The 12,525-nt window shown below is 53.9% G+C and carries 11 protein-coding genes; 5 read left to right on the top strand and 6 right to left on the bottom strand.

All coding sequences use genetic code 11. The annotated features are described in order from the left end of the window. Positions 1–11: 11 nt before the first annotated feature. A complete protein-coding gene (locus LJ739_RS12290; RefSeq protein WP_229160913.1) occupies positions 12–692 on the bottom strand; it encodes an ABC transporter ATP-binding protein in 681 nt (226 codons plus the stop codon). 9 nt (positions 693–701) lie between these two features. Continuing rightward, on the bottom strand, positions 702–2,024 hold the full coding sequence (locus LJ739_RS12285) for an efflux RND transporter periplasmic adaptor subunit (protein WP_229160911.1): 1,323 nt from the start codon (positions 2,022–2,024) through the stop codon (positions 702–704). 174 nt (positions 2,025–2,198) lie between these two features. Between LJ739_RS12285 and LJ739_RS12280 the strand changes: the two genes are divergently transcribed. Next, entirely contained in the window at positions 2,199–3,617 is a 1,419-nt protein-coding gene (locus tag LJ739_RS12280; RefSeq protein ID WP_229160909.1) for a sigma-54-dependent transcriptional regulator, read from the top strand. Continuing rightward, the gene (locus LJ739_RS12275) at positions 3,607–4,959 is read left to right on the top strand and encodes a sensor histidine kinase (protein WP_229160907.1); all 1,353 of its coding nucleotides are present in this window, start codon (positions 3,607–3,609) and stop codon (positions 4,957–4,959) included. The genes LJ739_RS12280 and LJ739_RS12275 overlap by 11 nt, the downstream gene beginning before the upstream one ends. Here the strand turns inward: LJ739_RS12275 and LJ739_RS12270 are convergent. From LJ739_RS12270 to LJ739_RS12260, 3 genes are read right to left on the bottom strand one after another with little or no spacing between them, the layout of a single operon-like run. Further along, a complete protein-coding gene (locus tag LJ739_RS12270; RefSeq protein WP_229160905.1) occupies positions 4,943–5,902 on the bottom strand; it encodes a formate/nitrite transporter family protein in 960 nt (319 codons plus the stop codon). The genes LJ739_RS12275 and LJ739_RS12270 overlap by 17 nt on opposite strands. Positions 5,903–5,922: 20 nt before the next feature. Continuing rightward, positions 5,923–6,138 (bottom strand): SlyX family protein, encoded by a 216-nt coding sequence (locus LJ739_RS12265; protein WP_229160903.1) that lies wholly within the window; start codon positions 6,136–6,138, stop codon positions 5,923–5,925. Positions 6,139–6,147: 9 nt separating this feature from the next. Next, a complete protein-coding gene (locus LJ739_RS12260) occupies positions 6,148–7,119 on the bottom strand; it encodes a WD40 repeat domain-containing protein (protein WP_229161203.1) in 972 nt (323 codons plus the stop codon). Positions 7,120–7,307: 188 nt separating this feature from the next. On the opposite strand from LJ739_RS12260, the gene fkpA reads away from it, so the two are divergent. From fkpA to LJ739_RS12245, 3 genes are all read left to right on the top strand, one after another. Further along, the gene (gene fkpA, locus LJ739_RS12255) at positions 7,308–8,063 is read left to right on the top strand and encodes an FKBP-type peptidyl-prolyl cis-trans isomerase (protein WP_324254909.1); all 756 of its coding nucleotides are present in this window, start codon (positions 7,308–7,310) and stop codon (positions 8,061–8,063) included. Between the two features lie 495 nt (positions 8,064–8,558). After that, entirely contained in the window at positions 8,559–9,047 is a 489-nt protein-coding gene (greB, locus tag LJ739_RS12250) for a transcription elongation factor GreB (RefSeq protein WP_229160899.1), read from the top strand. Positions 9,048–9,183: 136 nt separating this feature from the next. Further along, entirely contained in the window at positions 9,184–11,511 is a 2,328-nt protein-coding gene (locus LJ739_RS12245; RefSeq protein ID WP_229160897.1) for a Tex family protein, read from the top strand. Between the two features lie 55 nt (positions 11,512–11,566). On the opposite strand, the gene LJ739_RS12240 is transcribed toward LJ739_RS12245, so the two are convergent. Next, on the bottom strand, positions 11,567–12,523 hold the full coding sequence (locus tag LJ739_RS12240) for a putative metalloprotease CJM1_0395 family protein (RefSeq protein ID WP_229160895.1): 957 nt from the start codon (positions 12,521–12,523) through the stop codon (positions 11,567–11,569). Positions 12,524–12,525: the final 2 nt, after the last annotated feature.

The raw sequence follows: 12,525 nt of genomic DNA, 5'->3' as shown, positions 1-12,525 counted from the left end.
ATGCCTCCCAATCAGGCTGCTTTAACGTTTTCGGTGACCACATGGCCATCAAACAAATGGATTGTGCGCCGGGCAAAATCGGCATGGGACGGGCTGTGAGTTACCATGATGATGGTGGTTCCCTCATCATTCAGGCCCTGCAGCATTTCCATCACCTCCTGGCCATGGGTGCTGTCCAGGTTACCGGTTGGCTCATCGGCCAGGATCATCGATTGCCCCCCGACCACTGCCCGTGCAACAGCAACCCGTTGTTGCTGTCCTCCAGACAGCTGACTGGGCATGTGCCGGGCCCGATGGGCAATGCCAACCTTGTCCATCACATTGGCCACACGTTCGCGACGCTCATGGGCGGGAACATTGTGGTACAACAACGCCAGTTCGATGTTCTCCTGCACCGTCAACTCATCAATCAGGTTAAAATTCTGGAAAATAAAACCGATGTTGTGCTTACGCAGATTGGCCAGTCTGGCTTCGTTGTACGTCGCGATGTTTTCACCATTAAACAGGTACTCACCACTGCTGGGGTTATCCAGCATGCCAATGATGTTGAGCAGGGTGGATTTGCCACACCCGGAAGGCCCCATAATGGCCACAAACTCGCCAGCCTGAATATCAACCGAGACATTGTTCAAGGCCATAGTTTCGACCTGATCCGTCTGGTACACGCGAGAAAGGTTGTTAAGAGTAATCATAGTGAGTCCTTACTTTGCATTCTGAATGTTGAGTTGCTGCATCTCGAGGTAGTTGTTGTAGGGGCTGATGACAATTCGCTCCCCCGGCTCTAACCCGTCGATAACTTCGATGAATTGGTTGTTGCGGCGACCCAGACGCACGGGGCGACGCACCGCCTGTTGGCCGTCAGCGTTAACCACAAACACCCAACGGCCACCCGTGTCCTGGTAAAAGGCACCGTTGGGGATCAGTACAGCTTTGGCAGCATCCCCCAGGGTGAGCTTGAGTTGCACCGACTGACCACGACGCACGGTATCCGGCTGTTGTCCGACAAATTCCAGATCCACTTCAAACTGCCCGTTTTGCACCTGCGGATACAGTTTGCTGATACGCAGTTGATAGCCGTCATACTCCGCCAGTTGGCCGATATCCACGCGGCCCAGGTAAAACTCATCAATCAGGGCGCTTATCTTGTAATCGTTGGGGGTGTCAATCTGGCCCAGACGCTCGCCACGTCCGATGCTTTGTCCGACTTCCACATCAAAGCCAGACAGTTTGCCCGCCACCGGCGCACGCACGTTCATGCTCTCCAGGTTTTGTTGCGACAGGCTGAGATTGTGCTCAAGGCGCTCACCGGTGGTTTTCAGAAACACCAGTTGGGCTTCCTGCATCCGTGCATCCGATGCCTGACTTTCCTTGGTGATATTCAGGCGCTGCTGATACCACGCCAGCGTGTCAGCGGTGTCCTGATACTGGGACTCACTGACCGCGTTGGTCTGGCGCAACGTAGCTTCACGGGCCAACTGACGGGTCAGCATTTTGATCTGATATTCGATATCGATGATGTTGCGCTTATGCTGCAAGCGGTTCTGCTCAAGATTGAGCTCCAGCGTACGAATGTTGTTGAGCTGCTCTGCGACCCGGGCCTCGTTGCTGAGCACGTTCAGTTGCAAGGCGGCATTGGACAATTCAACGATCAACTGTCCTTCTTCCAGGGTCGCGCCATCTTCCACCAGAACACGCTCAACGCGACCGCCTTCAATGGCATCCAGGTACAGGGTTTTAGCCGGCGTCACCCGGCCTCGTACCGGTATAAAATCTTCAAAGGTGCCCTGTGTCACCGTGCCCAGCATGATTTGTTGACCATTGACGTTGAGCGATTGACCACTGCTCTGCTGTTGTAGCCACCAGACAATGGCAACCATCAGAGCAACGGCGATGCCAATAAGCCAAGGCATGCGCCACTTTTGAGGGCGCTCAATCACCCTGTCCATACCGGCACCAGACACATTGGTAGCGGACGTTGGCGTCGGTTGATGCAAATTTTTCACCACAGAGCGCGCTTGGGTCATGGTTGTTTTTCCTGTCAATGAATCACTGGCATGAGTAGTACAAGGATCAGGCCAACTCATAACACATTGTTTTTATTAACTAAATTAAAATATAGGCCAGGTGCATTCATACCAAAGTGTACGAATTCGAACAGTTGGTGTACGCTTTTGAACAGTCAGGCAATGGATACAACGATGGACAAGCAAACAGGACGCATCCTGCTGGTGGATGACGATCAGGACATATTGGTCGCCGGAAAACTGTTGCTGAAACGGCATTTCAGCGATGTCACCGTGTGCAATCAGCCCGAACACATTCCGACCCTGCTGGGCCGGGAGAAATTCGATGCAATTCTGCTCGACATGAATTTCGGGCCGGGCGAGAGCAGTGGCGAACAGGGCTACCGGTGGCTGGACGAAATCCTCCATCTCGATCCCCAGGCGGTGGTGATCATGATCACCGCCCATGGTGGCGTCGATGTCGCCGTCGATGCCATGAAACGGGGCGCTACCGACTTCATTGCCAAGCCCTGGCACAATGACAAAGTGCTGGCGACCGTTTCCAGTGCGGTCAAGCTGGGTCACTCCAGAAATGAAGCCGATCAGTTACGCCATACCAACTCGGCACTGGTGGAAGCGTCAGCCGGAGTACGCCAGCCGATCATCGCCCGCTCAGCAAGTATGCAGCATTGTCTGGATCTGGTGGAGCGTTGCGCTCCGTCGGATGCCAATGTGCTGATACTGGGGGAAAACGGCACCGGTAAGGAAGTGATGGCCCGCGCGATTCATGCCGCCAGCCCGCGCAAGGACCGGGTATTTATGGCGGTGGATTTGGGTGCTGTCGCCGAAAGCCTGTTCGAAAGTGAATTGTTCGGTCACCGTAAGGGGGCCTTTACCGGCGCTCAATCAGACCGCACGGGTCGGCTGCAGGCCGCGGATGGCGGCACGTTGTTTCTGGATGAAATTGGTAATCTGCCGCTGCATTTACAGGCCAAGTTACTGTCTGTGTTGGCGCAACGGGAAGTGACACCGCTGGGCGCAAACAAAGGGATCCCCTTCGATGTTCGGGTAATTGCTGCGACCAACCTGCCGGTCAGTCAATTGCGCGATGAGCAATACTTCCGACAGGATTTATTGTTCAGGCTCAACACTGTAGAACTCACCCTACCACCGTTGCGCGAACGGGCCGACGATATTCAACCCATCGCCGAGCATTATCTGAGCCATTATGCACGCAAGTACCACAAAACCATCAATGGCTTTGCCCCTGCATTGCTGCAGCAAATGCACCGCTATGCATGGCCAGGTAACATTCGAGAGCTGCGTCACGCCATTGAACGGGCTGTGATCCTGGCCCGTGGGGATTCCCTGACGCCACAGGATCTGCTCCTGACCGCAACCGTCGCGCCATCAAATCCAGTGCCCCACTCGGTCGATAGCAGCGTCACAGCCGCCCCTTCTCAGGCATCTGAAGAACTAAACCTGGAACAGCTGGAGAAAAACACCATCCAACGGGCGCTGACGACACACAAATACAACATCAGTCATGCCGCGAAGGCACTCGGATTGACCCGTGCAGCACTGTACCGAAGGATGGAAAAACATGGCCTTTAATCACTTTTCCTGGCACCTCAGTGTCCGCGTCGTGATCATGGTGACCGTGGTACTGTCGCTGGTGTGGGCGATTGCCACCCCCGGTTACCACATTCTGAGCATCGCGTTGGCAGGCCTGTGTATGGTGTTGATCTGGGAAACACTGACGTTTGTAAAAAAGACCAACGAAGAACTGAGTCGCTTTCTGGACGCTGCGCGCTATGGCGATTTCACCCAACGGTTTGAATTTCCGTCGCTGGGCACCGGCTTCGAACAGCTCGGCAGCACCTTCAACGCGATTCTGGCGCGCTTCCAGCATCAGCGCGAAGAACAGGAAACGGCACTGCGACACCTCAGAGCCATGGTCGAGCACGTTCCGGTCCCGTTGATCAGCGTTCACACCAATGGTCAGCTCACTCAATGGAACAAGAGCGCCCGTCGTTTATTGGGATCAGGCGAGATCACCCATATCGACAATCTGGCCGTGTTTGGCCCCCACGTGCCTACCCAAATCAATCAGCTGCAGCCCGGCCAACGACAACTGATGACTTTCGATGTGGACGGTATGGACCATCAACTGGCGGTCTCTGCCACCGATCTGCTGTATGACCGGCAACGAGAAAAACTGGTCAGCTTGCTGGACATACGCAGCGAGCTGGACACCGCACAACTCAATGCCTGGCAGGACCTGGTCAGGGTGTTAACCCACGAGATCATGAACAGCATGACACCCATCGCCTCATTGGCACAGACCGCCAGCCAGTTGGCCACTGACATCCAACAACGTAGCGACCTGCCAGAGGCATTGCATCACGACATGCAGGACCTACAAGATGCGGTTGACACGTTAGCGCGGCGCAGTGACAGCCTGATGCATTTTGTCGGCAGTTATCGTCGTCTGACCCGGCTACCGGATCCCCAACTGGCACCGGTTGGCGTCAAATCGCTGTTGGATGATGTTGCAACGGTGGTCGCCCACGATTGGCAAAACCAGCACATCACCCTGAGCATTGACGTTCAGCCTGCGTCATTGCAAATTTCCGCGGACCGGGCAATGTTGGAACAAGTGCTGATTAACCTGTTGCACAATGCACAACACGCACTGCAAGGCTCCGACAACGGTGAAGTAAAGATTGAGGCGAGATTAAACCGACGCAGTCACGCCGTGCTCAGCCTGACTGACAACGGCACGGGCATCAAGCCGGATCTGTTGGATAAGATTTTTGTGCCGTTTTTTACCACCAAGCGTGAAGGTTCCGGCGTAGGACTGGCACTGAGCCGCCAAATCATGATTGCCCACGGGGGCACCATCGGTGTCGTCAATGTGCCCCAGGGAGGTGCCCGTTTTACCCTGACTTTTTAGCGTTGGCGGGCGTTTTTTCCACCCGTTGGGAATGGCGGATGTGGCCATAATTAAGCACCGCCACAAACACGCTTCCACCGACCAGGTTGCCGGCCAACATGGTCAGGATGGTGAAGGGCAAATGGCCAAAATCGATAGCATCTCCCACCAATGCAGCGGCAAACAATTCAACACTGCCAGCGATGGAGTGGTGCAGTCCACCCAGTCCAATGACAAAGGTTACGATATAGATGCTCAGGATCTGACTGATGGTCGAGTGAGTGGCCAGCACAATCCAGGCCCCTAACGCCATCAGCCACCCGGCGAGCACTGCGCTAATGAACAGCACATCAGCAGGATAGTGCATAATATGTTCAGCCAGTTGCACATAGCCCACGTGAGCAACAATCACCGGTTCGGCCATCACCAGCATTGCCGCGCCAAGTAATCCGCCAACCATGTTACCGGCAATCACAATACCCCACAGGCGCAACAGTGACCGGATTTGGGCTTTGCGATCCAACACCGGATACACCGCAGTGGCGGTATGCTCAGTAAACAACTGGGTACGCGACAATATGCACAACACAAATCCCAGCGGGTATACGGTCGCCAGGATCACGCGCTCGAAACCTTTGCTTTCTGAGCCCAGCACTGAGGCGGTTACCGCAACGGCTAACACGGTGAAACACAGGATCATGCCTGCCGCAACGGCGGACAAAAACAGCGAAAACGCCGGGCGTTCGTGCTGCTCCTTGCCTTCGTGTATGGCTTTTTCGAGAATGTCATCCGGATGACGAAAGGTTTCATCCGTACGTTTCACGATCACCGATACGAATTCACTGTTTTCCTGGCTGCGTTCGACGGCACGTCCGGTCTGGTGATCGCTGCTCAAAACCTCACCACTGGCAGACACCAGCTGTTTATCCGATTTAGGCGTAGGGGGCGTATTCGTTCCTTGCATACCAGGTGACTCCTGTTTGCTCAGTAATGGGGAGGAGGTGTTTCCTCGTCTGGCCGTGCAATGTTAGACGGCTGCACCTGTTTCAGCTTATCAACAACATGACGCATCTGAAAGGTCAGTGCATCCAGTTGCTTTTGTTGACTGGACAAGGCTTCATTCAATTGTTCGATGGTGTCTTCCTGAAACGCGACTTTCATCTGCAATTGGTGAATTTCTTCTTCTAGGGAATGGCTCATAGTTTCCTCTTATGGAATTGCCCATACTTCGGCAAAACCACTACTGCTTTCAGACATAATTTGATTTTCACCGCGAAACGCAACGGCGTAAACAACCGCAGATGGCGGCTGTGAACCGTTTTTCGGTGCGACTTTCCACTCCGCAACTTCTTTACCACTGCTCACTTCCCACAAACTGATGCGTCGCGATGGAGAACCGGTTAATAAATACTTACCGTCGTCGGAAAAGACGGCTGAACTGAAAATTTTCTGGCGTTGTAAGTAGCGCAGTGTACTGATCGGCTCGCCGGTTTGTACATTCCAAATCCGCGCGTCCCGTTTGCTGTCCGCGGTAAACGCATAACGCCCCTTGTCATCCAACACCACTTTGGTCACCCGGCTGCTGTGATGAAACGGGTGGATGACCTGACCGCTGCGGGTATCCCACAAATAGGCGGTGTAGTCATTGCCACCGGTCAATGCATAATGACCGTTGGGTGACAAATCAACGCTGTTGATTTTTTCCTGATGACCGAGAAACTCCAGGCGACGCCCAGTGCCCGGCTCGAAGTACATGACCTTGCCATTGCCTCTGCCCACCAACAATCCGACACCACCATTGGCCACCGCAACATCCCGCACGCTGGACTCATCAATGCGCCAGAACCCTTCCGGATCGCCGGTGGTCAGATTCCACAGCGCAAAGGTGCTGCGTTCGGCACTGACCATGTAACTGCCATCAGCGGCGACGTGCACAGTCGCCACCACATTGACACTCGGATCGCCATGACTCAGTTGAAATCGCTGCTGCTGGGTTTGCAGATCCCACACGAGGATCCCTTCGGTATTGCTGGATACAACACTCAATGTTGCATCAGGGGTGATATCGGCTGCATAGGTCGCGTCGGCCACATGCCGCGTTCGCGACACCGGTGACGTTTCCGGCAGGCTACAGGCACTCAGGGCCGCAACAGCAGCGACTAACCATCCTTTGATGACCACCTTCACAGCCTTTCCCCACCTTGAAATAACGTCATTTAATGCCCACTGGCCCGACAAAACCGATTCTTCACTTGTGAATTCACATCCTTGCTTTAGTATAAGCCCTTCGCTGCTGTAACGGATACCCGTTTATCGAGGGATATTGTCATCCGTTGGACAGCAATGCATTCATTAAACTGTGGAGAATTATAATGAAAAAGGCTGCAATCGCCATGCTAATCGGTTCCACGCTGGCCATGGCAGGCTGTCAACAGGAGGCAGCTGATCCGCTAAAAGTCGAACAAGTTCAACTGCAAAGCGACGCTGAAAAACAAGCTTACGCACTGGGTGCCGGTGTGGGCGGATTCATTGAACAAAAGCTGGCCATGCAGGAAGAGCTGGGAATCGAACTGGATCGCGCGCTGCTTCTCAAAGGCTTCGTCGCGGGTATTCAAGGCCAGTCACAGATGACCCAGGAAGAGCTGCAAGCCCTGGCTCAGGCCCTTGACGCAAGTGTGCGCGAAGCACAACAAGTGAAAAGCGCCGCTGAAGGCGAAAAGAACAAAGCAGACGGTGAAGCCTACCTGGCCGAAAATGCCAAGCGTGAAGGCGTTGTCGTTACCGATTCAGGCCTGCAGTATGAGGTGTTGACAGCGGGCGAGGGTGACAGCCCGGGTGCACAGGACACCGTAAAAGTGCACTATCGCGGCACTTTGATTGACGGCACTGAATTTGACTCGTCCTATTCACGGGGCGAACCAGCCGTGTTCCCATTGCACCGCGTGATCTCAGGTTGGACTGAAGGTGTGCAACTGATGAAAGAAGGGGCAAAGTATAAATTCTTTATTCCTTCCGAGCTGGCTTATGGTGAGCGCAGTACCGGCAAGATCGGCACTAACTCGACACTGGTGTTTGAAGTTGAGCTGCTGGAAGTGGTGAAAAGCGCTGAAGAAGCGACTGACTAACCCCTATTAAACGCGCAAAAAAAGCCGGGCAACATGCCCGGCTTTTTTTATTCCAACACATCAGCTTAGTATCTCCCTGCTGAACCTTATTCCCTCACGAATTGGCTAATTCATTCGCAATTTTACCCAATCAGAATCGGGTATTGACTTGTCAGTGTTGCCGTTCGATTTGTCAAAAAGACGTTCTATAACAGTGTAATTAACAATGTAAGTGAAAGAGATACGCGCCACCGGCAACAGAGTTCTGCATACCTCACTGGCTGATACAGGTTACGCCCTTTTTACGTAACTGTACGTTCATTTCAGCCTACTTAAAGTGTAGTAAAAACCAGACAGATTGCCTGCCTGTCAGTGTTCTTTCTTGGAACAATTTTGACTAACAAAGGCGCTGTCTATTCCGTGTTCGAAAAACACCGACAAACACGGTTTTGTCTACAGCCTTGATGTTGAATCACGTATACTGCGACGTCATAGGCTTGTTGTGAGGAAACCCCGTTGAGAACCCCGCTGATCACCCGTACCGGCTATCAGAAACTGACTCAGGAACTGGATCATCTGTGGCGTGTTGAGCGCCCGGAAACGACCCGCAAAGTAACCTGGGCTGCGAGTTTGGGGGATCGCAGTGAAAATGCTGATTATCAGTACAACAAGAAGCGCTTGCGGGAGATTGACCGACGGGTGCGCTACCTGCGCAAGAGCCTGGAAAACCTCAAAGTGGTTGATTATTCACCTGAACAGGAAGGTCGGGTATTTTTTGGCGCCTGGGTATCCGTTGAGAATGATAGCGGAGAACAAAAACGCTTCAAAATCGTTGGCTACGATGAAATTTTTGGCGAAAAAGACCACATATCAATCGACTCACCCATGGCAAGAGCGCTGCTGAAAAAACAAGTCGATGACGAAGCGGTCGTGCGCACAGAAGCCGGAGAATTTGTGTGGTGGATAACCGCCATTGAGTATGAAAAACCAACCGGCAAGGACTAGCTGCGCGCTTTTTCATCAATCGAGCAAGGGTTTTACTGTCCAGAACTAGGAATCTGTAGCGCTCGCCCCCACATAACACTACGTAAAAGTCCGCCACAGTAACGGACCTCAAAAGACGACGGATCAGGGAAACCACATGATCATAGAAAAAATTGCCGAGGAGCTGAGTGTCAGCCCTCAACAAGTCAATGCCGCGGTTAACCTGCTCGATGAAGGGGCGACTGTGCCCTTTATCGCGCGGTATCGAAAAGAAGCGACACAAGGTCTGGATGACACCCAGTTACGTCGACTGGAAAGTCGCCTGACCTACTTACGTGACATGCTCGACCGTCGCAACGTCATTCTCAAATCCATTGATGAGCAGGGCAAGCTAACCGATGTGCTGAAAAGCAAATTGATGGCCGCTGAAAACAAGACCGAACTGGAAGACTTGTACCTGCCCTACAAGCCCAAGCGGCGCACCAAAGGCCAGATTGCCATCGAGGCAGGCTTAACACCACTGGCAGATAGCTTGTTCAACGACCCTAACCAGGATCCCGAGCAAACAGCGCAGGCTTTTGTCGACGCAAACAAGGGGGTCGCAGATGTCAAAGCGGCACTGGACGGTGCCAAGTACATTCTGATGGAGCGTTTTGCCGAAGATGCGGCTTTGCTGCAAAAAATTCGCGCCCACCTGAACAAGAATGCTCACATCAAAAGCCAAGTTGTGGCCGGAATGGAAAAGCAGGCCGCTAAATACAGCGATTATTTCGAGCACAGTGAAAAGCTCGCTAGCGTGCCGTCCCATCGGGCATTGGCCATGTTTCGCGGCCGCAATGAGGGCATGTTGCAGGTCACCATGGATGCCGATCCGAGCAACGATGCTAACGACCGTTCGTCCTTTTGTGAGCAAATCATTGCCGACCACCTCGACCTGCGCCTGGCTAATCGACCCGCCGACAGCTGGCTGACACAAGTGGTGCAATGGACCTGGCGGGTAAAAATTCTGCTGTCGATGGAAACAGAACTGTTTGGCGCCCTGCGTGAACGGGCCGAAGAAGAAGCCATTCAGGTATTCGCCAAAAACCTTAATGACCTGCTGATGGCAGCGCCCGCCGGGGCAAAAGTGACCATGGGTCTGGATCCCGGTTTGCGTACCGGGGTTAAGGTAGCCATCGTTGATACTACCGGTAAAGTGGTTGCCACCAATACCATTTTCCCCCATGCACCACAAAACCAATGGGACAAATCACTGCGTACCCTGGCCAACTTGTGCCAACAACATAAAGTACAACTGATCAGCATCGGCAACGGCACGGGCTCCCGTGAAACCGACAAATTGGTCGGCGACATGTTAAAGGCCAACAGTGCAATCAAAGCCCAGAAAATCATGGTCAGTGAGGCGGGCGCTTCGGTGTACTCGGCCTCGGAACTCGCTTCCAATGAACTGCCAGGCATGGATGTATCGCTGCGCGGAGCCGTGTCAATCGCACGCCGCCTGCAGGATCCGTTGGCAGAGTTAGTGAAAATCGAACCCAAAGCCATCGGCGTCGGTCAATATCAGCATGATGTCAGCCAAAGTCATCTGGGACGCTCGCTGGAGCGAGTGATTGAAGATTGTGTGAACGCCGTTGGTGTGGATGTCAACACCGCTTCTCCGGCGCTGCTGAGCCATGTTTCCGGATTGAACCGCACCCTGGCACACAACATTGTCGCATACCGGGATCAACACGGCGCATTTGCCGACCGACGTGACCTGCTCAACGTAGAGCGGTTAGGGCCCAAAGCTTACGAACAGTGTGCCGGATTCCTGCGCATCACTGATGGCAATAATCCACTGGATGCATCCGCGGTACATCCCGAAGCCTACCCGGTAGTGAACAAGATCGTTGAGCATACTGCCAAGGCAGTGAATGACCTAATCGGCAACCGCGACGTGCTGCGCGCATTGTCGCCGGATACCTTTGTGGATGACCGCTACGGCGTGCCAACGGTTACCGACATCATCAGTGAGTTGGAAAAACCCGGCCGTGACCCTCGCCCTGAGTTCAAAACGGCCACCTTCAAAGAAGGCGTCGAAACCCTCAATGATCTAAAGGTGGGAATGATCCTCGAGGGGGTGGTCAGCAATGTCGCCAACTTTGGCGCCTTTGTGGATGTGGGCGTTCATCAGGATGGTTTGGTGCACATTTCCGCCATGACGGACAAATTCATCAACGACCCCCGCGACGTTGTGAAGGCCGGCGATATCGTCAAAGTGAAAGTGATGGAAGTGGATCCTGCCCGCAAGCGAATTTCATTCAGCATGCGACTGGACGATCAGCCAGGCGCGCCATCCCAGGGCGGTAAATCAGATAACAACCGCGCTGGCAAAAAAGGTCCCCGTCAAACGGGCGGCGGCCAACGGCATAAACAACCCGCACCGGTTAACAGTGCGATGGGTAGCGCGCTTGCCGATGCCTTTGCCAAAGCAAAGCAGAAATAGCACACAAAAAAGCCGGCACATCAGCCGGCTTTTTCATCCTAGATTCATCCCAACGTCAGGCGGTCTGCTGTAACTGCGACTGCCGGGTTTCACTGATGTTGAGGTAGAAGTTTTCGATCACGCCCGCGCGACGGTTTATCCGCTCATCCCGGGAAGACAGCAAATCACGGGTCTGTTGTCTCGGCGTCTCCAGCCCCACGGCTTCCGCCACAGGATCTTCAGACAGGCTGCGGATGGGTGCACCGCCGCCTTGAATACCTTTAACAATATCGTCCAGCTCTGGGCCTTGACGATTCTGAGCATCCGCCTGATCGTCAGGAAAAACCCGCTGATAAGCTTGTGAGGCTTGTTCCGCTTGCTCACTGGCTATTTCTTTGCGGGCTTCAATTGCGCGTTGGTTTGCCTCACTGGCGACCCTCAAATCTTGAGGGCTGGGCTCTGCAGGGGCCAATGCCGCGGAGCGAACCTGCTGCATTTTTCGCAGCGTCTCTTCCGGGGAGCCCTCTTCACTGATGTCAATGGACACCTCTCCGCCCACCGCATAGCGCTTGCCATCAGGGCCGGTTTCAAATTCGTATTTCGGAGCGCCAGCATGTTCACCACCGCGGGCAGCATGGGCCTGTTCATGGGCACGGACTTCCTGATCTCGCTGTTTCAGATCGTCTATTTCACGCTGTTCTCGCTGCGCCTGCTGCTGTTCCTGGCGACTTTCAGCATTTTCACGCCCGGCACTGGGGTCTTCACCATTGTCTTTGGCCAGTGGGTCGCCATCACGCGCCGTTGGATTGGCAGATTGGGGCTGCGGACGCTCATAGGTCACAGGCTGAGGCGGTTGGCCAGGCTTTTTGACCCGATCAGATTCAGATCCCAAGCCGGTTTCAGCAGCGCTGTTTTCAAGACCACTGGTTTGCGGGATGGTTTCTCGCAGTACATTATCACGGCGTGCAGCCTCAGTGTTCACATTCGCAGGTGTGAAAACAACGGCTGTGGGGAGTGGCGTAACAATGTTCATTG

It is taken from the genome of Fluctibacter halophilus (assembly GCF_020687825.1).
Lineage (GTDB): Bacteria > Pseudomonadota > Gammaproteobacteria > Enterobacterales > Alteromonadaceae > Fluctibacter > Fluctibacter halophilus.
Note: the sequence above shows the minus strand (reverse complement) of the source record. Positions and strands in the feature narration are given on the sequence as shown.